A 20,438-nucleotide genomic window follows, 5' to 3' on the forward strand; every position below is an offset into this window, starting at 1 on the left:
TCGCGGGCCTGGCACAATGCTCTCTCGTGAGTGCCCGTGAAAAGATTTCGTCCGGTCTCGTCGGTGCCGGCCTCTTGGTGGTCGACAAGGGGCCGGGTGTGACGAGCCACGACGTGGTGGCGTCGTGTCGAAAACTGTTGCGCACCAGGAAGGTCGGCCACGCGGGGACTCTGGACCCCATGGCGACGGGCGTGCTGGTGCTCGGCGTGGAGCGTGCGACCAAGATGCTGGGATTGCTCTCGCTGACCACCAAGTCCTACACCGCGACCATCCGGCTCGGCCGGAGCACGACGACCGACGACGCCGAGGGCGACGTGCTGGCCGATGTCTCGGCCGTGCACGTCTCCGACTCCGAGATCCAGGCCGCGATCGCTGTCCTGACCGGCGACATCGAGCAGGTGCCTGCGAGCGTCAGCGCCATCAAGGTCGACGGGCAACGCGCCCACAAACTGTCCCGCGCAGGTGAGGAGTTCACCCTCGCCGCCCGCAAGGTCAGCGTCACCCGATTCGACGTGACGGCCAGGCGCGATGTCGTGGACAACGAATCGGCATTCGTCGACCTCGTCGTCGAGGTGGACTGCACGTCCGGGACCTATGTGCGTGCCCTGGCGCGCGATCTCGGCGCTGCACTCGGCGTCGGCGGCCACCTGACCGTGCTGCGTCGCACTCGCGTCGGACCCTTCACCCTCGACCATGCGCGGACGCTCGAAGAGCTGGCCGAGAACCCGGCCGTGAGCCTGGACATCGACCAGGCGGCGCGAACGGCCTTTCCGCACCGGCAGATCGACGCGGGTGAGGCGGAGTCGTTGAGCCAGGGAAGGTGGCTGGATCCGGTCGGAATCGACGGGGTGTACGCAGCGGTCGATCCCACGGGTCACACCATCGCTCTACTTCAGGAGAAGGGTAAGCGCGCCAGTTCGGTCATGGTGGTGCGGCCCGCGACCTTGCGCGGACACTGAAGCGAAACGACGTCAGTTCGCCGGAACCATCCAGATCGCTTCGGCGGCGCGGTGGCCGAGGTCGATCGAATCGGTGGCGTCGGTGCGGGCGAGCTCGATGGCGACGGTGCCGGCGTAGTCACGTCGTTCGACCACCGTGATCGGCAGGTCCAGCGTGATGCCGACGGAATCGAAGTAGCGGAGCATGGCCGGGTCGGAGTCGGAAATTCTGGCGACTCGGCCGGATTGTCCGTCGAGGTACTCGCTCAGGCGAGTCGCGGACGGAGTCTCGATCGCACCGTCCACCGACGGAATCGGGTCACCGTGCGGGTCCCGTTCGGGGTGACCCAGTTTGGCGTCGATTCGATCCATCATCAGATCCGAGACTGCATGTTCGAGAATCTCCGCCTCGTCGTGCACTTCGTCCCAGCCGTACCCCAGTTCCCGGACCAGATAGGTCTCGATCAGACGGTGCCGACGCACCATGCCGATGGCAGCCAGGCGGCCCTTCTCGGTCAACGAGATGGCTCCGTAGCGGGCGTGGTCGACCATGCCCTGGTCGGCGAGCTTGCGAATCGCCTCGGACACCGTCGATGCGGAAACGCCGATGCGCTCGGAGAGCATCTTGGTGCTGACGGAGTCCTCGCTCCACTCACTGGCCGTCCAGATGACCTTGAGGTAATCCTGCGCAACCGCGGACAGCTGGACGCCCTCGTCGGCCGGTGCGGGATCGTCTTTTCGTTGCGCCACGTCGCCGAGCTTAGGCAATCCAATGGAAAAAGACATCTCACCCGGCCGGAGCCACCGGTACCTGTCCGCGTCGGCGCACGGCGCGGACGACGATGCCCTGCGAGGGGCTGAAGAGGTAGGCAAGGACGAAGACCAACCCCTGAGTGAGCACGACGCTGCCACCGGAGGACACGTCGAGATAGAAGCTGGCGTAGATCCCCACCAGCGCGCAACCCACCGAAACAAGCGGTGCCAGTACCAGCATGCGGCCGAAGCTGTGCGTGAGCAGATATGCCGACGCACCTGGGGTGATGAGCATCGCCACCACGAGAATCACGCCGACGGCCTGAAGTGCCACCACCGTCGTCAATGCCAGCAGGGTCAGCATCACAGCCGAGATCACCGTCGGATTGATGCCGACGGCGCGGGCCTGGGTGCGGTCGAAGGCGAAGAGAGTGAAGTCCCGACGCTTGACGATCATGACGGCCAACGCGATGCCGCCGAGTACGAACACCTGGATCATGTCCGCCTGCGAGACGCCGAGCAGATTGCCGAACAGGATGTGGTTGAGGTCGATCTGGCTCGGAAACTTGGAGATCAGGACGACACCGAGCGCGAACAAGGTGGTGAAGACGACGCCGATGGCGGCGTCCTCCTTGACGATGGTGGTGTTGCGCACGACCCCTATGGCACCGACCGCGATGAGGGCGAACAGAAGAGCGCCGATCGCGAACGGTGCACCGAGCAGATACGACAATGCGACGCCGGGCAGCACGGCGTGCGAGACGGCGTCGCCCATCAGCGACCACCCGATGAGAACGAGCCAGCAGCTCAGCACCGCGCACACGATCGAGGCGGTCACGGTCACCAGGAGGGCCCGCTGCATGAAGGTGTATCCGAGTGGTTCGACGAGAAAATCGACGAGATACACGGTTCAGCTCGCTTCCGTGGTCGGGGTGGCCTGGGTTCGATTGCCTGCACCGAGTTGGTCGACCTTCGACGGGTCGATGCCGAAGGCCAGCGCCAGGTTCTCCGGACGCAGTACCTCGGCGGGACTGCCGTGCATCAGCACCCGTTGCTGCAGCAGAATCGCCTCGTCGCACAGATCCGGCAGAGCATGGAGATCGTGCGTCGACACGAGAACCGAGGCGCCGTGTGCGGCGAGTTCGCGGAGCAGCCGGGTGATGGTGGCTTCGGTCTTCTTGTCCACGCCGGCGAAGGGCTCGTCGAGCAACAGCAGCGACGCCTCCTGGGCGATGGCACGGGCGACGAACGCACGCTTGCGTTGACCGCCGGAGAGCTGACCGATCTGTCGGCTCGCGACTTCGGCCAGGTCGACGCGCTCGAGAGCCTCGTCGACGGCCCGTCGATCGGCTGCTCGGGGAGTGCGAAGAAAATTCTGCTTCCCGTATCGGCCCATCATCACCACGTCGCGCACGCTGATCGGGAACGTCCAGTCGACGGATTCGGCCTGGGGTACGTAGCTCACCGTTCCTGCCTTGCGCGCCCGAGCCGGGTCGCCGCCGAACACGGTGATCGATCCGGAGTTCGGCTTGACCACTCCCATGACGGCCTTGAACAGCGTCGACTTGCCCGATCCGTTCATGCCGACCAACCCGCACACCCGGCCCGGTGCGAGCGTCAGACTGGCATCGGTGAGCGCCACGACGTCGCGGTATCGGACATTGACGGTGTCCACCGCCAGCGCTGCCTCGTTCTCGTGCGGGGCCCTGAGATTCGGGGCCCCAGTGTGCTCGCTCATCGTTCTCCCACCAGTGCGTCGGCGATCAACCGTGCGTCGTAGCGCAGTAGGTCCAGGTACGTGGGGACGGGGCCGGCCGCATCGCTCAGTGAATCGACGTAGAGCTGTCCGCCGAACCGGGCGCCGGTGTCCTCGGCGACCTGCAGCTGCGCCTTGTCCGAGACGGTCGACTCGCAGAACACGGCGGGTACGTCGTTGTCGCGAACGAAATCGATGGTGCGGACCACCTGTTTCGGTGTGCCTTCCTGCTCGGCGTTGACCGGCCACAGGTACGCCTCCTGCAGATCGAAGTCACGAGCCAGATACCCGAATGCGCCCTCACAGGTGACCAGCGCACGTTGACGAGCGGGCAGTCCGGAGAGATCGGCGTCCAGCTCGGCACCGACCCGGCGGAGTTGCTCGACGTACGCAGCTGCGTTCGCGCGGTAGTCGTCGGTGTTGGCGGGGTCGAGCGCAACGAACGCGTCGGCGATGTTCTCGACGTACGTCTCGGCCACGACGGGGGACATCCACGCGTGGGGGTTCGCTTTGCCCGCGTACGCGTCGTCGCGGATGTAGATCGGATCCACGTTCGCACTCACCACGGCATGCGGTGCGGGGATGCGCTCGACGAATTTCTCGAACCAGGCCTCCAGCCCGAGCCCGTTGTCCAGGATCAACTCGGCCTGCTCCGCGGTGCGTAGGTCTCCCGGTGTCGGCTCGTAGCCGTGGATCTCGGCACCGGCTTTTGTGATCGATTCCACTCGAAGGTGGTCGCCGGCGACATTGGCGGCCATGTCGGCGAGGACGGTGAAGGTCGTCAGAACCAAGGGTCTGTCGTCGTCGAGCACAGTCGGATCGTCCTCTCCGACGGCGCGGGCGCAGCCCGTTGACGCTGCTACCAGTAGTCCAACCACGGCCCAGCTCGCGAGAATCCGTCCAGCGTGAAATCCACGCTGGCGAAGAAATAAGTTAGGCACCCCGAAATATTTACCGTGGGGATACCTTTTTGTCCATAGCTACCGCACGCGACACGCCTGTCCGAGAGTGACCGAGTGGCCGTCGGGCCGTAGGCTTCGCGGTGTGCAGAGATGGCGAGGTCTCGACGATGTACCTGCCGACTGGGGCAGATGCGTGCTCACGATCGGCGTCTTCGACGGCGTTCACCGCGGACACGCACAGCTGATCGAGCGAGCGGTGGGCGCTGCGAAGAAGCGCGGCGTTCCCAGCGTGCTCATGACATTCGATCCGCACCCGATGGAGGTCGTGCGGCCGGGAAGTCATCCCGCGCAGTTGACCACCCTGACGAGACGAGCCGAACTCGCCGAGGAACTGGGAATCGACGTGTTCTGTGTGATGCCGTTCACGCCCGAGTTGATGAAACTCACCCCCGAGCGGTACGTGCACGAGATTCTGATCGAACGGCTCCACGTTGCCGAGGTCGTCGTCGGTGAGAACTTCACCTACGGCAAGAAGGCGCTCGGCACGGTGCCGATGCTCCGGAAGATCGGCGAACGATCGGGATTCGCGGTGGACGGAGTCAACCTACTCGCCGAGCATGCCGTGACGTTCTCATCCACGTACATCAGATCGTGCGTGGATGCCGGAGACGTCGCCGCAGCCGCCGCCGCGCTCGGACGGCCGCATCGCGTGGAGGGTGTCGTGGTGCACGGCGACGGCCGGGGTCGTCAGATGGGTTATCCCACAGCCAATGTCGCGCCGCCCATGTACTCGGCCATCCCCGCGGACGGCGTCTACGCGGCGTGGTTCACCGTGCTCGGGCCCGGCCCGATCATGGGGACGGTCACTCCGGGGGAGCGGCACCCTGCGGCGGTGTCCGTGGGCACCAATCCCACGTTCTCGGGTCGCACCAGAACCGTCGAGGCATTCGTGCTCGACGGCGAGGCCGACCTGTACGGGCAACATGTGGCAGTCGACTTCGTCGACCGACTGCGGGGCATGGAGAAGTTCGACTCGATGGAAGTTCTCGTGGAGGAAATGGGCCGCGACGCCGAGCGTGCCCGCTCGATCCTGGCGGCGAGCACGGCCTGATAGGCTGTCCCCTCGGTGCACGCTGCGGTCCGTGGCGGCTGTACCGGCTTCGATCCCGTCGTGTCGACCTCGGTCGTTCGATCGGGGCGCGTTGCTTCCTTTCACGCGGACGTCATTGATCAGGAGTAGTACCAGTGGCATTGACCACCGAACAGAAGAAGGCCGTTCTCGGCGAGTACGGCTTGCACCCCACCGACACGGGCTCGCCCGAGGCGCAGGTTGCAATGCTCACCAAGCGCATCGTCGACTTGACCGAGCACCTCAAGACGCACAAGCACGACCACCACTCCCGCCGCGGCCTGCTGCTGCTGGTCGGACGTCGTCGTCGTCTGCTCAAGTACATCGCGAAGGTCGACGTCACCCGCTACCGTTCGCTCATCGAGCGTCTGGGTCTGCGTCGATAGTCTTCGGAGACGCGAGGATGTCACCGATGCACCGTTCGACGCGCCGGTGCGCACCCGACTCGCAGCAATAGTGCAGTAGCCAACGAGGCAGTGCTTAGACTGTTCCTCGTTGGCTATCTGTGTTTGTACCGCAAGAAACAGTTCGACCAGCACGAGAAAGCGGATGCACGGCATCCGCACACCGCCGTGTATGCCTGTCACGCCGTGGTGACGGTCTTCGGTAGTGGCCTTTCGGATACGAGATCCGGTGGGCTTCGATCGATGGCCGCCTCCGCGTAGCCGCGTCCCGAGAGAAGCTCGGAGATGGACGGCACAGGTATGCCGCCGCAGCCAGGAGGGCTCGTGGTGTGTCCACGCGGGCACGGCAAAGACGAGAGGACGAGAACAGAACACATGTCGGAAACCACAACATTGGACGTCGAAGAAGGCGTCTACGAAGCAACTGCGATCATCGACAACGGCACGTTCGGCAAGCGGACCATCCGCTTCGAGACCGGCCGCCTCGCACAGCAGGCCGCAGGCGCAGTCGCCGCGTACCTCGACGAGGACACCATGCTGCTGTCGGCAACGACTGCAGGTAAGCACCCCCGTGAGGGTTTCGATTTCTTCCCGCTGACGGTCGACGTCGAAGAGCGCATGTACGCCGCGGGCCGCATCCCCGGATCGTTCTTCCGCCGCGAGGGACGCCCGTCCACCGATGCCATCCTCACCTGCCGCCTGATCGACCGGCCGCTGCGTCCGACGTTCGTCGACGGACTGCGCAACGAGATCCAGGTCGTCATCACGGTCATGAGCCTCAACCCGGCCGATCTGTACGACGTCGTCGCGATCAACGCGGCATCGGCCTCGACGCAGATCGCCGGACTGCCGTTCTCCGGCCCGATCGGCGGCGTTCGCGTCGCACTGATCGACAAGCAGTGGGTTGCGTTCCCCACCAACGAGCAGCTCGAGAAGGCCGTGTTCAACATGGTCGTCGCCGGCCGCATCGTCTCCGGCTCCGGTGCCGATGCAGACGTCGCGATCATGATGGTCGAAGCCGAGGCCACCGAGAACGTCATCGAGCTCATCGAGGGTGGTGCCACCGCCCCCAACGAGACCGTCGTCGCCGAGGGCCTCGAGGCATCGAAGCCCTTCATCGCCGCACTGTGCACCGCGCAGCAGGAGCTCGCCGCCAAGGCAGCCAAGCCCACCGGCGACTACCCGGTCTTCCCGGCGTACCAGTCCGACGTCTTCGAGGCCGTGGAGAACGCCGCCAAGATCCCGCTGAACGAGGCGCTGACCATTGCCGGCAAGGCCGAGCGTGAGAACAAGCTCGACGAGGTCAAGGCTCAGGTCCTGACGTCGGTCGGAGACAGCTTCGCCGGTCGCGAGAAGGAAATCGGTGCGGCGTTCCGCGCACTGACCAAGAAGTCGGTTCGCCAGCGCATCCTCACCGATCACTTCCGCATCGACGGTCGCGGCATCACCGACATCCGCTCGCTCTCCGCCGAGGTCGCGATCATCCCGCGTACCCACGGATCGGCCCTGTTCGAGCGCGGGGAGACCCAGATCCTGGGCGTCACCACCCTCGACATGGTCAAGATGGCGCAGCAGGTCGACTCGCTCGGGCCCGAGACGTCCAAGCGCTACATGCACCATTACAACTTCCCGCCGTACTCCACCGGTGAGACCGGCCGCGTCGGTTCGCCGAAGCGTCGCGAGATCGGGCACGGCGCACTCGCCGAGCGCGCTCTGCTGCCGGTGCTGCCCAGCCAGGCGGAGTTCCCGTACGCCATCCGTCAGGTCTCCGAGGCGCTGAGCTCCAACGGCTCGACCTCGATGGGCTCGGTCTGCGCATCGACTCTGTCGCTGCTCAATGCCGGTGTGCCGCTGCGTGCCCCGGTCGCCGGTATCGCGATGGGCCTCGTGTCCGACGAGGTCGACGGCGAGACTCGCTACGTCGCACTCACCGACATTCTCGGTGCCGAGGACGCGTTCGGTGACATGGACTTCAAGGTCGCCGGAACAAAGGACTTCGTCACGGCTCTGCAGCTCGACACCAAGCTCGACGGCATCCCCTCCAAGGTGCTCGCCGGCGCGCTGTCGCAGGCCAAGGATGCTCGCACGACGATCCTCGAGGTCATGGCAGAGGCCATCGACACCCCGGACGAGATGAGCCCGTACGCACCTCGCGTCACCGCGATCAAGGTGCCCGTCGACAAGATCGGTGAGGTCATCGGGCCCAAGGGCAAGATGATCAACTCCATCACCGAGCAGACCGGTGCCAACATCTCCATCGAAGATGACGGCACTGTCTACGTCGGTGCAGCGGACGGCCCGTCCGCACAGGCCGCGATCGACATGATCAACGCCATCGCCAACCCGCAGCTGCCGAAGGTCGGCGAGCGATTCCTCGGAACCGTTGTCAAGACAACGGCTTTCGGCGCATTCGTCTCGCTGCTCCCGGGCCGCGACGGACTGGTGCACATCTCCAAGCTCGGCAACGGCAAGCGCATCAACAAGGTCGAGGACGTCGTCAGCGTCGGATCCAAGTTGCGCGTCGAGATCGCCGACATCGACAACCGCGGCAAGATCAGCCTCGTTCCCGTCGAGGACGACAACGCGGCTGCTCCCGCCGATGCTTCCGAGGCACCCGCCGAGGTCAGCGCTGAGTAAGAAGCAATCGAGTCGAACGGTACGTCCCCTCGGGACGTACCGTTCGGCCGTTCCAGAGAGCATCACCATCGATACGGGTGTGCAACGGACGACTCTGCCCGGTGGTCTTCGGGTCGTCACCGAGTTCGTGCCCGGCGTTCGCTCGGCTTCGGTCGGTGTGTGGGTCGGGGTCGGCTCACGAGACGAACAGCCCAGTGTTGCCGGTGCGGCACATTTCCTCGAACACTTGCTGTTCAAGTCGACTCCTACGCGTAGTGCGCTCGAAATCGCCCAGGTGATGGACGGCGTCGGGGGCGAGCTGAACGCGTTCACCTCGAAGGAGAGCACTTGCTTCTATGCGCACGTGCTCGACGAGGACGTGGCGCTCGCCATCGATCTCGTCAGCGATGTGGTGCTGCGTGGTCGGTGCCGATCGGCCGATGTGGACGTCGAGCGTCAGGTGGTCCTCGAAGAGATCTCCATGCGCGACGACGATCCGGAGGATCTGCTGGGAGATGCCTTCCTGGAAGCCATGTTCGGCGATCATCCGATCGGACGCCCGATCATCGGCTCCGTCGAATCCATCGAGTCGATGACGCGTGCGCAACTGCACTCGTTCCACGTTCGTCGATACACCCCGCAGCGCATGGTCGTTGCGGTTGCGGGCAACGTCGATCACAAGCAGATCGTCTCGCTCGTGCGCCGAGCGTTCTCCGGTCATCTGGACAAGGGCCTGAGGCCGGCCGAAAGACGTTCCGGTACAGCGCGATTGCGTAGCGCACCCACGTTGAGCCTGACCACTCGTGACAGTGAACAGGCCCACCTGTGCCTGGGTGTACGGGCGTTCGGTCGACACGAGGGGCACCGCTGGGCGTTGTCCGTGCTGAACTCGGCCGTGGGCGGCGGGCTCAGTTCTCGTCTCTTTCAGGAGATCAGAGAAGAGCGCGGTCTGGCGTATTCGGTGTACTCGTCGGTGGACACGTTCGCCGACAGTGGCGCCTTCTCCGTCTATGCGGGTTGCCAGCCGGAGAACTTGGGCGAAGTGACGACGGTGATCAGGGAAGTGCTGGCCAAGGTCGCCTCCGAGGGCATCACCGACGCGGAGTGCGCGCGGGCCAAGGGTTCGTTGCGAGGCGGATTGGTTCTGGGACTCGAAGATTCGGGCTCTCGGATGAACCGGATCGGTCGTAGTGAACTGAACTACGGTAATCACCGCGACATCACCGACACGTTGGCGCGGATCGACAGCGTCGGCAACGACGAGGTGCGCGAGGTTGCAGCCGTGTTGCTCGAGCGTCCTTTCGGTGCCGCGGTGGTCGGCCCCTACAAGAACGTTCGCCAGCTGCCTGCGTCGGTCAGGTCCCTCGTTCGGTAGCGTCGGCGATCACGTCGCGCACGGCGCGGCGGGTCAACTCCGTCACCGCCGAAATGTCGGTGATCGGCTCCAGCGCACGGGTGGAGTGGAGCGCCGCTATTCCGTGCACGGAGGTCCACAGTCGCAGGGCTGTGAACTGTGGATTCTCCGGCGCAACGGCTTCGACCGCGTCGATCAACGCGTCGAACACCGGCCGCGACGCCAGCCGCAGGTTCTCGCCCGAGCCCTCGAGCAGGTCGTGCCTGAAGATGAGTGCGAACATCGCCGGGCGCTGCGCAGCGAACTGCACGTAGGTATGTGCCATCGCATCCAGTGACTCGCGGGGTGAAACGGCTTGTTGGGCCGCCGAGTTCAGCGCCAGCCCCAGGTCGACCAGACCGACTCGAGCCACCGCCGCGGCAAGTGCGCTCAACGTCGGAAAGTACCGTCTCGGTGCGCCGTGCGATACGCCCGCTTCGCGGGTGACCGCTCTGATGGTCAGCGCGCCCTGTCCCTCGCTTTCGAGCAGGCGAACACCCGCGTTCACCAGTCGAGTCCTGAGGTTGTCCGGCACGTAGACATTGTCTACTCTCGGTGTCGACGTTGTCCAGCCGAGAGGATCCGACGTGTGGTACCTGCTGTTCGAATATGTGTTGATCGGCCCGATTCTGCGCATTCTCGGTCGACCGAGAGTGTCCGGGACGCAGAATCTACCGACCTCGGGTCCGGTGATCATCGCGGGCAACCACCTCACGGTCGTCGACTCCTTCTTCCTCGTCCTCCTGATGCGTCGCCGCGTCACCTTCATCGCCAAGAGCGAGTACTTCACGGGCCGGGGAATCAAGGGGGCGGCGCTTCGGTGGTTCTACAGCGCGACGGGTCAGGTTCCGGTCGATCGACGCGGTGCCGACGCGTCGGCACCGGCGCTCGCGGCGGCGAAAAGTATTCTGCGACAAGGGAAGGTATGGGCGGTGTACCCGGAGGGAACTCGATCGCCCGACGGACGGCTGTACAAGGGCAAGACCGGCCTGGCGCGCGTCGCGATCGAAACAGGTGCCCCCGTCGTACCGTTGGTGATGTACGGAACGCTCGCCGTCAATCCGGTCGGCTCGAGAATGTGGCGTCCGGGAAAGGTGCGCATGGTCGTCGGCGAACCATTGGATTTCACGAGATATGCAGGGGGAGAGAACAGCAAGGTCATTCTGCGGGCGGTCACCGATGAGGTGATGGCGGCGCTGGCGACCCTGTCGGGGCAGGAATACGTCGATGTGTACGCCGCGTCGGTCAAGGAAGCGGCATGAGAAACTCGGACGTGCCGGCACGGGGCAGAACAGTCCTCGTCACCGGCGTAGGTCGGCGGCAGGGAATCGGCTTCGCTGTCACCCGCCGTCTGCTGCAGGACGAGACCACCCGCGTCTTCGCGCACTCGTGCGACGGCTACGACGTCACCGAGCCGTGGGGAGCAGGCACACCGGGAGCGAGGAAGGTGTTGGCCGAGTTGTCGATCGCCGACGACAGGCTCGGCCACCTCGACATCGATTTCGTCGATCCCGCGGCACCGGCAGCCCTGTTCGACGCGGCCGAATTCAGGCTCGGTGCGATCGATTCTCTGGTGGTCAACCATGCGCGGTCGCAGGTGGGTGATCTGGATTCGATGACGGCGGAGTCGCTCGACCTGACCTGGGCGGTGAACGTGCGAGCGTCTCTGCTCCTGGTTCAGGAATTCGTGCGGCGCTACGTGGCGCATCCCGACGGTGGTCGCGTCGTACTGTTCACCTCCGGGCAGGACGAAGGGCCCATGCCGACCGAAATTCCCTACGCAGTGAGCAAGGGTGCCATTGCGTCGATCACCTCTACGCTGGCCGATTCGGTGATCGAGCGAGGCATCACCGTCAACACGATCAATCCGGGTCCGACCGATACCGGCTGGGCCAGTGCGGATCTGGACGAGTTCGTTTCACGCCACATGCCGCGCGGTCGGTGGAACTCACCCGAGGAGGCCGCGGCCGTCGTGGCGATGCTGCTCTCGCCCGATTCGGGCTCGATCACCGGTCAGGTGATCGGGGCCGAGGGCGGATTCCGACGCTTCACGCCTTGACGTGTGGGGTCAGAGTTTCTTCTTGCCCAGCAACAACTTCCAGGGCACCAATGCCGACTCGAGCTGCACCGACAGGCTCATCTTGGATTCGCCCTCGCTGCGCTCCTCGAACGTGATCGGCACTTCGGCGAGAGTGAGGCCGTGTTTGACGGTTCGGTAGTTCATCTCCACCTGGAACGCGTACCCGTTGCTCTCGACCGAGGCGACATCGATGGTGCGCAGGGTGCGCGCATGCCACGCCTTGAATCCCGCGGTCGCATCCTTGACTCCGAGGCGCAGGATCGTGTTCACGTAGAAATTCGCCCATGCGGACAGGGCCTTGCGATGCCAGGGCCAATCGGCAGCGACCGCTCCGCCCGGTACGTATCGCGATCCGAGCACCACGGCCGCGTCGCTGGTGTTGAGTTTGTCGATCATCGCCGGAATCACCTCGGTGGGGTGCGAGAGATCGGCGTCCATCTGAATGACGATGTCCGCACCTTCGTCGAGCGCTCTCGTCATGCCTGCGACGTATGCGCGGCCGAGCCCGTTCTTCTCGGTGCGGTGCAGAACGCTGACGTCGATGGGTCCGTCGATGGCCAATTTGTCGGCGACCTCGCCGGTGCCGTCCGGCGAATTGTCGTCGACCACCAACACACCGAGCCCTTCCACCTGTAACCCGGCCAGCAGCTCGACGAGCTTGGGGAGGTTCTCACGTTCGTTGTACGTCGGTACAACGACGGTGGTCTTGGGGGCGACTCGTTCCGTACTCACCACCGTATGATCCGTGATTCGGGTGTCCGATCCAAATATCGGACACGATCGGCCGTGTCGGGTCGGCATCGTGGGTCGTGTCGATCGCCCGTCGACTCACGACCGAGCCGCGTCGACGAATACTCCGTCGCGCAGAATCGGAACGCAGGAACTCGAATCGACCTCGGCTGCGATGTCGACGTCTTCCGGGTGTCTCATCCCGGCCAATTCGCGACCCGAGGCGCATTGCCGCAGCTCGGAGCCTACGTCGTGCATGACGGCTCGCCACGCGGCAGCGGCTGTTCTCGCCTCGGGGGAGGCATCGGGTGCTCCGGCGTCGAGCAGGGCGGCGATGACTGCACCGGCCCCCCACAGGTCCTCGACGGCGGGGCGGAGCGATCCGTCCGGCCATCGTTCTCCGGCCGCTATGACCGCTGTCACCGCACTGCTGTTTCCGGCCCGTATCCACTGCCCCACTGCGGACGCGTTTCTCAGCGACGCTCCCACACACAGCGGGGCCGTGCTCGCGAGATCGTGGGCAATGGTGGACCCGTTCGGTGACGGCAACACCAGCCGAGCCGGTGCCGGCGCGGCCCGTACGGTGGCCGGGCACAAGCTGATCCGGCCCGGTGAGGCGGCCGACCGCCCCACGGCCAGGACCGCGTCGAACTGCTCGGCCAACTCGGTGGCCCGGTCGTCGCGCCACCGACTGGGGATGACGTCGATACCCGCGTCCACAGCGACCGTAAGAGTGGTCGTGAACGACAGGACATCCACGACGACGGCGATGTCGGCGCCGTCGACACAGGCATCGGCACCGCGCAGACCCCAGTCGAAGCGGAGTCCGTACGCGTTCTGGGACAGTTCGGGGTCGGCCGGCATTGCCGAAAGGTAGCAAGTCCGGTGATACCTTCGGCGCGGGATCTAGTGGGGGAGAAACATGCAGTTGGAACTGGACACCAAGGTGATCGTCCTCGTGGCCGGTCTGCTGCTGCTGTGGGCACTGGGGTTGGGTGTCGTCAAGTACCACCAGATGTCGACGTCTCCGGACGGCACTGCCCACCGGTACGTCGACATCGCCCATCGGGCAGCGTTGATGTACTCGTTCGCCGCTCTGGTACTCGCTGTGCTGGCGCAGTTCAGCGCGTGGTCGGTGCCGGTGGATCTGATCGCCGCATCGGTGGTGCTGTTGTTCTTCGTCGCTGCCGTCGTGAGCTACACCGTGCACGGGTTTCGTCGGGACACCGAGAACCAGTTCGTCGATCCCGTCCCGGGGACGCATCTGTTCATGGTGTCGTTGATCGTCGGCGAAATCGGAGGAACAGCGGTGCTCGTGGCCGGCTTCGCAGCCGAGCAGTTCGGTGCGCGCTGAGAGACTCGGAAACTACCGAGGGTCCAGGTACAACTCGGCGGTCTCGGTCGCGACGGCGGACACCGCAGTTGCGAGACCGGGCTCGAGGTTCAGTGCAGCTGCCAGCGGTTCTCCGCGCAGGCCCTGCGTTCGGAGTAGCTCCCAGGCCCGTTCCACCAGGCGTACCGAGGTGGGATGGTCCAACTCGGGGCGGTTCGAGCGCAGTGCGGTGGCAGCCCAGTCCGCGTCGAAAGTCCCGTTGGGCGGACCGAACACACGCTCACCGGACGAATAGCTCTTGGGCTCCATACCCTCCGACGCTAGCAGCATCGCAGGACGGTGCAATCGTGACCGATGTGCGTCGGGACAGCACTACTGAACCGATCGGTTTCTTCAGTACGGTATGGCGATGTACGACGGCCACCGCAGGTCTCCACTCGCGCTCTGGGTCGTCGGATCGCTGGCGCTCGGTCTTCTCGCGGGTTGTGCCGGCGAGGACGGCAGCGGCCCGGTCGACGAGGTCTCGGCCGGCACGAACTACATGACGGTCACGGGATCGTTGGTGGTCGGTGATCCCGTGTCCGATCCCGGGCCGACGGTCGAAGCGCCGCCGCCCGCGGTGACAGAGCTACCCCCGAGCCTCGATGGCGCGCGGTTCCCGGGAGCGTCGCCGGTCGGTGTCACCGACGTGGTGTTCGAGGGGTCGTCGACTGTCGAATTCCGGTTGGCGGGCAACGGCCCTGTCTCCTACACGGTGCGGTATGTCGACGAAGCCGTCCGCTACGCCACGAGTGAACCGCTGGCAGTGCCGGGAAGATCGGTGTTGCAGGTGGATCTGTCCGGTACATCGACGGACTCCGACGGCACGTTCTCTCCGTATACCGGGCCCGAACGTGTCCGAGGACGTGAGGGTTCCGCTGTTGTCTCGGTCGATTTTCTGGCCGATCCCGGTGGAATCTCGCAGGCCTTCGTCGGTGTTGCGGCCGATCGACCCGAGTTCACGGTGACGACCACCGAAGAACCTGCCGGGGTGATCGTCACCGTCGAGTCCTGACCGGACTCGCAGCGTCGAATGCATGTCGGCCGTAGCTGTTTCGGGCTGATTCGCGGGGACAGCGCGGTAGCATCGCGGTGTGTCCGACGCCACAGTGGGAGAGAGTTCATCCGGTCGTCTGCGCGTGCTCGTGTACAGCAGCAATGCCGCTACCCGTGCCCAGGTGCGGTCTGCGGTGGGAACTCGACCGGATCCCGCACTCGGTGACATCGAGTACGTCGACATCGCCACGGCTGCCGTAGTCATCGAGCACATGGATGCAGGCGGTGTCGCGTTGGCGATTCTCGACGGCGAGTCCTCACCCGTCGGAGGTCTGGGTCTGGCGAAGCAGCTGAAGGACGAGATCGTCGATTGCCCACCGGTGTTGGTGCTCATCGGACGTCCGGACGACGCGTGGTTGGCCGAATGGTCGCGCGCCGAGGCTGCAGTACCGCACCCGTTGGATCCGATTCGGCTCGGGCGTGCGGTGGTCGATCTGCTGGGGCAGCACTCGGCACGTGTCGGTGCCCGGGTCTCTCGACCGCGGTAGATCAGACCGTCTTCTCCGATGCGGGGACCGTCAGCACGAACCGGTGGATCGAACCGGCGATGACTGCTCCGAGCAGCGGGAACACCACGAACACCCACAGCTGTGACAGGGCCGGTCCGCCGTAGACGAGGGCCGGGCCGAGGGACCGAGCAGGGTTGACCGAGGTCGAGTCGATGCCGATGCCCAGCAGGTGAACCACGGTCAGGGTGAGGCCGATCGGGATGCCGGCCGCCACGACGGGGTGAACGGTGGGGGCGGTCGTGGCCAGTACGACCAGGACGAGCAGGCCGGTCGCGATCGTCTCGAACACCGCCACCGACGCCAGCCCGTATCCTCCGGGTGACGAGCTGCCGAATCCGTTGGTGCCCAGACCGTCCGACGACATGTCGTATCCGGGGCGGCCGGACGCCACGAACAGTACGATCAGCGCGCCGATCACTGCACCGACGGCCTGCGCAGCGATGTAGAACGCAGCTTTGACCGGGGTGATGGCGCGAGCTATCAGGGCTCCGATCGTCACGGCCGGGTTGATGTGGCATCCCGAGACAGGCCCGATCGCGTAGACGAGGGCGAGCAGTGTGAGTCCGAACGCCAGGGCGATGCCCGGGGTGCCGACAGTGTCGCCCGCGATGACGGCGGTGCCGACTCCGAAGATCACGAGCAGGGCAGTTCCCAGTCCCTCGGCGGCGAGTGCCGAGACGGAAATCGATTTCATCATTCCTCCTGTTTCATGCCGCGGCCTCGTTCGGCCGGGATCGTCGGGAGGTTTGTCGTTGACGTCCGACCGGATCGCATGGGCCCGGGTAGTGATCTGAGTCACACTGTCGAGATCGGGTGCCCCATGCGTGTCAACGGATTACGAAACTGGAGTCCTCGAAATCCCGCGAGATCGACACCGAACCCATATCGTGTGTTTCAGGTCACATTGGTACGGCCGTCGCATTTACTCCGCGCCGGCGCGGTAGTCGATCGAGGGAGCAGATGCCGGGATGAACGCCTACGTTCCGATCCTCGTTCTCGGTGCCATTGCGGTCGTGTTCGCGGTGTTCTCGGTGATGGTCGGAACCATGGTGGGTCCGGCGCGGTACAACCGAGCGAAGTTCGACGCGTACGAGTGCGGCATCGAGCCCACGATGCATGCGCCTACGGGCCAACGATTTCCGGTGAAGTTCTACCTGACCGCCATGCTGTTCATCATTTTCGACATCGAGATCGTCTTCCTCTATCCGTGGGCCGTGCACCTCGACGTCCTGGGTGCTTTCGGACTGGTTGCCATGGCACTGTTCGTCGTCAACGTGTCGGTGGCCTACGTCTACGAGTGGCGGCGAGGCGGACTCGGATGGGACTGACGCCCGAACGCTGATCGGCGGCGGCACGATGCACTGTTCTCACCTCAAGCGGATGCGAAAGAGCGTGATCGATGGGACTCGAAGAGAAGCTACCCAGCGGATTTCTGCTGACCACCGTCGAGGGGTTGGCGGGCTACGCCCGTAAGGGTTCGTTGTGGCCCGCGACCTTCGGTCTCGCGTGCTGTGCGATCGAGATGATGGCCACCACCTCCGGTCGGTTCGATCTCGCGCGATTCGGCATGGAAGCGTTCCGTGCGTCTCCGCGTCAAGCGGACCTGATGATCGTGGCGGGGCGTGTCAGCCAGAAGATGGGGCCCGTACTGCGGCAGGTGTACGACCAGATGGCGGAGCCGAAATGGGTCCTCGCCATGGGTGTCTGCGCGTCCTCGGGCGGAATGTTCAACAACTACGCGGTGGTTCAGGGTGTCGATCACATCGTCCCCGTCGACATCTACCTGCCCGGTTGCCCACCCCGACCCGAGATGCTGCTCAACGCAATCCTGGAGCTGCACAAGAAGATTCAGGAAATGCCGCTCGGTGTCAATCGCGAGCAGGTGCGCGCGGCCGCCGAGGCTGCAGCGCTGGCGTCCACCCCGACCATCGACTTGAAGGGGCTGCTGCGATGACGACGCACGGAGCCCGCGGGATGTTCGGTGTCCGGGGGAGCGGCGACACGTCCGGTTACGGCCGATTGCAGCCGCCGGTGGCGTCGGTCGATACCGCGCTCCGACCCTACGGCAGCTACTTCGACGCCCTGGTCGATCGCTTGGCGGCTGTTCTCGACGCCGGGGACGCAGCCGTACCGTTCGAGGACGCCGTCGAACGTGTGGTGATCTTCCGCGACGAACTGACGCTGCATCTCTCGCGGGAGCACGTGCCCGCTGTCGCCCGTGCTCTCCGTGACGACGGGGAACTGAGATTCGAATTGTGCACGGGGGCATCGGGCGTGCACTACCCGGATCATGTCGGCCGGGAATTGCGCGTGGTCTACCATCTGGTCTCCATCACCCACGGACGCCGTGTGCGACTCGAAGTGGCTGTGCCCGATGCAGATCCGCACACGCCCTCGCTCTGCGCGGTGTATCCGACCAACGATTGGCACGAACGCGAGGTCTACGACTTCTTCGGCATCGTCTTCGACGGTCATCCCGCCCTGACGCGGATCGAGATGCCCGACGATTGGGTCGGCCACCCCCAACGCAAGGACTATCCCCTGGGCGGAATTCCCATCGAGTACAAGGGCGCTCGGGTTGCGCCTCCCAACGAGCGCAGGTCGTACAACTGATGAGCGCAACGGACGAAACCATCTATGCGGTGTCGGGTCAGGACTGGGACGACGTGGTCGAGCTGGCCCGCGGGTCGACCACGGAACGCATCGTGGTCAACATGGGTCCGCAACACCCGTCCACCCATGGTGTGCTGCGGTTGATACTCGAGATCGAAGGCGAGACCGTCACCGAGGCCCGGTGCGGAATCGGCTACCTGCACACCGGTATCGAGAAGAACCTCGAGTATCGTAACTGGACCCAGGGCGTCACGTTCGTCACTCGGATGGACTATCTCTCGCCCTTCTTCAACGAGACCGCGTACTGCCTCGGGGTGGAGAAGCTACTCGACATCACCGACGACATTCCCGAGCGCGCGACGGTGGTCCGGGTGATGCTGATGGAGCTCAATCGGATTTCCTCGCACCTCGTGGCGTTGGCCACGGGCGGAATGGAATTGGGTGCCGTGACGGCGATGCTGTTCGGCTTCCGGGAACGCGAACTGATACTCGACGTCTTCGAGGCCATCACCGGACTTCGGATGAACCACGCCTACATCCGTCCCGGGGGCTTGTCTCAGGATCTGCCCGCCGATGCGATCGCCAAGGTCCGCGAGCTACTGCGGGTTCTTCCCGGCCGTCTACGCGACCTCGAACTCATGCTCAACGACAACCCGATCTGGAAGGCCAGAACCGAGAACGTCGGCTACCTGGACCTGACGGGGTGCATGGCCCTCGGCGTCACCGGTCCGGTGCTTCGCTCGACCGGGCTTCCCTACGATCTGCGCCGGTCCGATCCCTACTGCGGGTACGAGAACTACGAGTTCGATGTCGTCACCGACACCGGATGCGACTGCTACGGGCGCTATCTGATTCGCGTGGAAGAGATGAAGGAATCGCTCAAGATCGTCGAGCAGACTCTCGATCGGCTGCGACCCGGACCGGTGGTCATCGACGACAAGAAGATCGCCTGGCCGGCAGAACTGGTCTCCGGACCCGACGGTCTCGGCAATTCTCAGGACCACGTGCGCACCATCATGGACACCTCGATGGAGTCGTTGATCCACCACTTCAAACTGGTGACCGAGGGAATGCGAGTGCCGGCGGGCCAAGTGCTGTCCACCGTGGAATCGCCGCGAGGCGAACTGGGCGTGCACATCGTCAGCGACGGCGGCACTCGGCCGTACCGAGTGCATTTCAGAGACCCCTCGTTCACCAACCTGCAGGCGGTTGCCGCGATGTGCGAGGGCGGCATGATCTCCGACGTCATCGCTGCCGTGGCCAGTATCGACCCGGTGATGGGCGGGGTGGACCGATGACCACGCCACGCTCGGAGCCGGTACTCGTCCAACTCGGAGCCCGCCCCGAGGAAGCCGTACAACTGGTCGGCCCCGACGCACGCGAATCCTATCCCGACGACGTCCTGGCCCGCCTGCGCGCCGACGCCGACATCGTCCTCGCCCGCTATCCTCAGACCCGATCCGCGTTGCTGCCGTTGCTGCACCTGGTGCAATCCGAGGACGGATACCTCACGCCGGCCGGAATCGAATTCTGCTCGGACGTACTCGATCTCACCGGAGCAGAGGTGACCGCGGTCGCGACGTTCTACTCGATGTATCGCCGCGAGCCCACCGGCAACTATCGCGTCGGAGTGTGCACCAACACCCTGTGTGCCGTCATGGGCGGCGACGCCATCATGGACGCCCTGCGGGACCACCTCGACATCGATCACGGCGGGACCACGGCCGACGGTGCCATCACCCTCGAGCACATCGAGTGCAATGCCGCGTGCGACTTCGCGCCGGTGATGATGGTCAACTGGGAATTCTTCGACAACAGAACTCCGGCGTCGGCGCGGGAACTGGTCGACGCGCTTCGCTCCGGTGAGCAGGTGACCCCGACTCGCGGCGCGCCGCTGTGCACGTTCCGCGAGACCGAGCGAATTCTCGCCGGGTTCGCCGACGACCGGCCCGGGGCACTCGAATCCTCCGGCAGCGCAGGCGAAGCCACCCTCGCCGGCCTCCGGTACGCCCGAGAGCACTCGATGTCGGCTCCCCGGGCGGCCGCCGGCTCGCCGGACGATCATCCCGATCTCGGTGCCGAAGCCGTGGCGGAGACGGTGCGCGAGAAACCCGCTCCGGCTCCGTCGGCGACCGTTCCACCGCAGCCGAACACCACCGAAACCGATCCGTCGACGAAGGGGAAGTGA

The 20,438-nt window shown here is 65.0% G+C and carries 24 protein-coding genes; 15 read left to right on the plus strand and 9 right to left on the minus strand.

Translation table 11 applies throughout. The features are described 5' to 3' along the window. Positions 1 to 26: 26 nt before the first annotated feature. Positions 27 to 959 carry a tRNA pseudouridine(55) synthase TruB gene (gene truB, locus CH274_RS07195; RefSeq protein WP_094657258.1) on the plus strand — a complete coding sequence of 311 codons (933 nt, stop codon included), beginning with the start codon at positions 27 to 29 and terminating at the stop codon, positions 957 to 959. A gap of 12 nt (positions 960 to 971) precedes the next feature. Here the strand turns inward: truB and CH274_RS07200 are convergent, their stop codons facing one another. Genes CH274_RS07200 through CH274_RS07215 form a run of 4 tightly spaced genes read right to left on the minus strand, consistent with a single transcriptional unit; the run spans position 972 to position 4,388 of the window. Further along, positions 972 to 1,724 carry a metal-dependent transcriptional regulator gene (locus tag CH274_RS07200; protein ID WP_371828393.1) on the minus strand — a complete coding sequence of 251 codons (753 nt, stop codon included), beginning with the start codon at positions 1,722 to 1,724 and terminating at the stop codon, positions 972 to 974. A gap of 1 nt (position 1,725) precedes the next feature. Then, entirely contained in the window at positions 1,726 to 2,598 is an 873-nt protein-coding gene (locus tag CH274_RS07205; protein ID WP_094657035.1) for a metal ABC transporter permease, read from the minus strand. Between the two features lie 3 nt (positions 2,599 to 2,601). Beyond that, positions 2,602 to 3,429 (minus strand): metal ABC transporter ATP-binding protein, encoded by an 828-nt coding sequence (locus CH274_RS07210; RefSeq protein WP_094657036.1) that lies wholly within the window; start codon positions 3,427 to 3,429, stop codon positions 2,602 to 2,604. Continuing rightward, positions 3,426 to 4,388, minus strand: coding sequence for a metal ABC transporter substrate-binding protein (locus CH274_RS07215; RefSeq protein WP_032397845.1), 963 nt, complete (start codon positions 4,386 to 4,388; stop codon positions 3,426 to 3,428). The genes CH274_RS07210 and CH274_RS07215 overlap by 4 nt, the downstream gene beginning before the upstream one ends. A 103-nt stretch (positions 4,389 to 4,491) precedes the next feature. Here CH274_RS07215 and CH274_RS07220 point away from each other — a divergent pair, with 103 nt between their 5' ends. The 4 genes from CH274_RS07220 (at position 4,492) to CH274_RS07235 (ending at position 9,873) form a co-directional block, all read left to right on the plus strand. Continuing rightward, positions 4,492 to 5,460, plus strand: coding sequence for a bifunctional riboflavin kinase/FAD synthetase (locus tag CH274_RS07220; RefSeq protein ID WP_179275656.1), 969 nt, complete (start codon positions 4,492 to 4,494; stop codon positions 5,458 to 5,460). Positions 5,461 to 5,594: 134 nt separating this feature from the next. Beyond that, on the plus strand, positions 5,595 to 5,864 hold the full coding sequence (rpsO, locus tag CH274_RS07225; protein WP_032397847.1) for a 30S ribosomal protein S15: 270 nt from the start codon (positions 5,595 to 5,597) through the stop codon (positions 5,862 to 5,864). Positions 5,865 to 6,257: 393 nt separating this feature from the next. Next, positions 6,258 to 8,519, plus strand: coding sequence for a polyribonucleotide nucleotidyltransferase (locus tag CH274_RS07230; RefSeq protein WP_045195505.1), 2,262 nt, complete (start codon positions 6,258 to 6,260; stop codon positions 8,517 to 8,519). Next, positions 8,482 to 9,873, plus strand: a complete 1,392-nt coding sequence (locus CH274_RS07235) for a M16 family metallopeptidase (RefSeq protein WP_179272755.1) — start codon at positions 8,482 to 8,484, stop codon at positions 9,871 to 9,873. The genes CH274_RS07230 and CH274_RS07235 overlap by 38 nt, the downstream gene beginning before the upstream one ends. On the opposite strand, the gene CH274_RS07240 is transcribed toward CH274_RS07235, so the two are convergent. Further along, positions 9,854 to 10,426 carry a TetR/AcrR family transcriptional regulator gene (locus CH274_RS07240; protein WP_256993495.1) on the minus strand — a complete coding sequence of 191 codons (573 nt, stop codon included), beginning with the start codon at positions 10,424 to 10,426 and terminating at the stop codon, positions 9,854 to 9,856. The two genes, CH274_RS07235 and CH274_RS07240, sit on opposite strands and share 20 nt — an antisense overlap. Positions 10,427 to 10,478: 52 nt before the next feature. Between CH274_RS07240 and CH274_RS07245 the strand changes: the two genes are divergently transcribed. Further along, on the plus strand, positions 10,479 to 11,153 hold the full coding sequence (locus CH274_RS07245) for a lysophospholipid acyltransferase family protein (RefSeq protein WP_094657039.1): 675 nt from the start codon (positions 10,479 to 10,481) through the stop codon (positions 11,151 to 11,153). Next, entirely contained in the window at positions 11,150 to 11,950 is an 801-nt protein-coding gene (locus CH274_RS07250; RefSeq protein ID WP_094657040.1) for an SDR family oxidoreductase, read from the plus strand. Before CH274_RS07245 ends, CH274_RS07250 begins: the two co-directional genes overlap by 4 nt. Before the next feature lie 9 nt (positions 11,951 to 11,959). Here the strand turns inward: CH274_RS07250 and CH274_RS07255 are convergent, their stop codons facing one another. Both CH274_RS07255 and CH274_RS07260 read right to left on the minus strand, forming a co-directional pair. Then, the gene (locus CH274_RS07255; RefSeq protein ID WP_032398379.1) at positions 11,960 to 12,703 is read right to left on the minus strand and encodes a polyprenol monophosphomannose synthase; all 744 of its coding nucleotides are present in this window, start codon (positions 12,701 to 12,703) and stop codon (positions 11,960 to 11,962) included. Positions 12,704 to 12,799: 96 nt separating this feature from the next. Further along, positions 12,800 to 13,564, minus strand: coding sequence for a 2-phosphosulfolactate phosphatase (locus tag CH274_RS07260; RefSeq protein WP_094657041.1), 765 nt, complete (start codon positions 13,562 to 13,564; stop codon positions 12,800 to 12,802). Positions 13,565 to 13,622: 58 nt separating this feature from the next. Here CH274_RS07260 and CH274_RS07265 point away from each other — a divergent pair, with 58 nt between their 5' ends. Then, entirely contained in the window at positions 13,623 to 14,054 is a 432-nt protein-coding gene (locus CH274_RS07265; RefSeq protein WP_094657042.1) for a hypothetical protein, read from the plus strand. A 12-nt stretch (positions 14,055 to 14,066) separates the two neighbouring features. Here CH274_RS07265 and CH274_RS07270 read toward each other — a convergent pair whose 3' ends face one another. Then, positions 14,067 to 14,363 (minus strand): hypothetical protein, encoded by a 297-nt coding sequence (locus CH274_RS07270; protein ID WP_256993496.1) that lies wholly within the window; start codon positions 14,361 to 14,363, stop codon positions 14,067 to 14,069. Positions 14,364 to 14,442: 79 nt separating this feature from the next. Here CH274_RS07270 and CH274_RS07275 point away from each other — a divergent pair, with 79 nt between their 5' ends. Further along, positions 14,443 to 15,087, plus strand: a complete 645-nt coding sequence (locus CH274_RS07275; RefSeq protein WP_143546534.1) for an AMIN-like domain-containing (lipo)protein — start codon at positions 14,443 to 14,445, stop codon at positions 15,085 to 15,087. 79 nt (positions 15,088 to 15,166) lie between these two features. Next, on the plus strand, positions 15,167 to 15,616 hold the full coding sequence (locus CH274_RS07280) for a hypothetical protein (protein ID WP_052050304.1): 450 nt from the start codon (positions 15,167 to 15,169) through the stop codon (positions 15,614 to 15,616). Between the two features lies 1 nt (position 15,617). Here CH274_RS07280 and CH274_RS07285 read toward each other — a convergent pair whose 3' ends face one another. Continuing rightward, on the minus strand, positions 15,618 to 16,331 hold the full coding sequence (locus CH274_RS07285; protein WP_094657260.1) for an aquaporin: 714 nt from the start codon (positions 16,329 to 16,331) through the stop codon (positions 15,618 to 15,620). 274 nt (positions 16,332 to 16,605) lie between these two features. Between CH274_RS07285 and CH274_RS07290 the strand changes: the two genes are divergently transcribed. The 5 genes from CH274_RS07290 (at position 16,606) to nuoE (ending at position 20,438) form a co-directional block, all read left to right on the plus strand. Beyond that, a complete protein-coding gene (locus CH274_RS07290; RefSeq protein WP_032397854.1) occupies positions 16,606 to 16,965 on the plus strand; it encodes an NADH-quinone oxidoreductase subunit A in 360 nt (119 codons plus the stop codon). Between the two features lie 71 nt (positions 16,966 to 17,036). Beyond that, entirely contained in the window at positions 17,037 to 17,591 is a 555-nt protein-coding gene (locus tag CH274_RS07295) for a NuoB/complex I 20 kDa subunit family protein (protein WP_032397855.1), read from the plus strand. Continuing rightward, positions 17,588 to 18,250 carry an NADH-quinone oxidoreductase subunit C gene (locus CH274_RS07300; RefSeq protein WP_045195490.1) on the plus strand — a complete coding sequence of 221 codons (663 nt, stop codon included), beginning with the start codon at positions 17,588 to 17,590 and terminating at the stop codon, positions 18,248 to 18,250. The genes CH274_RS07295 and CH274_RS07300 overlap by 4 nt, the downstream gene beginning before the upstream one ends. Further along, a complete protein-coding gene (nuoD, locus tag CH274_RS07305) occupies positions 18,250 to 19,548 on the plus strand; it encodes an NADH dehydrogenase (quinone) subunit D (RefSeq protein WP_032397857.1) in 1,299 nt (432 codons plus the stop codon). The genes CH274_RS07300 and nuoD overlap by 1 nt, the downstream gene beginning before the upstream one ends. After that, positions 19,545 to 20,438 (plus strand): NADH-quinone oxidoreductase subunit NuoE, encoded by an 894-nt coding sequence (gene nuoE, locus CH274_RS07310; protein ID WP_094657044.1) that lies wholly within the window; start codon positions 19,545 to 19,547, stop codon positions 20,436 to 20,438. The genes nuoD and nuoE overlap by 4 nt, the downstream gene beginning before the upstream one ends.

Source organism: Rhodococcus sp. 06-418-5, assembly GCF_002258285.1.
GTDB lineage: Bacteria > Actinomycetota > Actinomycetes > Mycobacteriales > Mycobacteriaceae > Rhodococcoides.

Coding starts and splice junctions, on each gene's coding strand:
- CH274_RS07200 (WP_371828393.1), bottom strand. CDS start 1,724: ATGTCTTTTTCCATTGGATTGCCTAAGCTCGGCGACGTGGCGCAACGA.
- CH274_RS07210 (WP_094657036.1), bottom strand. CDS start 3,429: ATGAGCGAGCACACTGGGGCCCCGAATCTCAGGGCCCCGCACGAGAAC.
- CH274_RS07230 (WP_045195505.1), top strand. CDS start 6,258: ATGTCGGAAACCACAACATTGGACGTCGAAGAAGGCGTCTACGAAGCA.
- CH274_RS07235 (WP_179272755.1), top strand. CDS start 8,482: ATGCTTCCGAGGCACCCGCCGAGGTCAGCGCTGAGTAAGAAGCAATCG.
- CH274_RS07250 (WP_094657040.1), top strand. CDS start 11,150: ATGAGAAACTCGGACGTGCCGGCACGGGGCAGAACAGTCCTCGTCACC.
- CH274_RS07260 (WP_094657041.1), bottom strand. CDS start 13,564: ATGCCGGCCGACCCCGAACTGTCCCAGAACGCGTACGGACTCCGCTTC.
- CH274_RS07265 (WP_094657042.1), top strand. CDS start 13,623: ATGCAGTTGGAACTGGACACCAAGGTGATCGTCCTCGTGGCCGGTCTG.
- CH274_RS07270 (WP_256993496.1), bottom strand. CDS start 14,363: ATGCTGCTAGCGTCGGAGGGTATGGAGCCCAAGAGCTATTCGTCCGGT.
- CH274_RS07275 (WP_143546534.1), top strand. CDS start 14,443: ATGTACGACGGCCACCGCAGGTCTCCACTCGCGCTCTGGGTCGTCGGA.
- CH274_RS07285 (WP_094657260.1), bottom strand. CDS start 16,331: ATGAAATCGATTTCCGTCTCGGCACTCGCCGCCGAGGGACTGGGAACT.
- CH274_RS07290 (WP_032397854.1), top strand. CDS start 16,606: ATGAACGCCTACGTTCCGATCCTCGTTCTCGGTGCCATTGCGGTCGTG.
- CH274_RS07295 (WP_032397855.1), top strand. CDS start 17,037: ATGGGACTCGAAGAGAAGCTACCCAGCGGATTTCTGCTGACCACCGTC.
- CH274_RS07300 (WP_045195490.1), top strand. CDS start 17,588: ATGACGACGCACGGAGCCCGCGGGATGTTCGGTGTCCGGGGGAGCGGC.
- nuoD (WP_032397857.1), top strand. CDS start 18,250: ATGAGCGCAACGGACGAAACCATCTATGCGGTGTCGGGTCAGGACTGG.
- nuoE (WP_094657044.1), top strand. CDS start 19,545: ATGACCACGCCACGCTCGGAGCCGGTACTCGTCCAACTCGGAGCCCGC.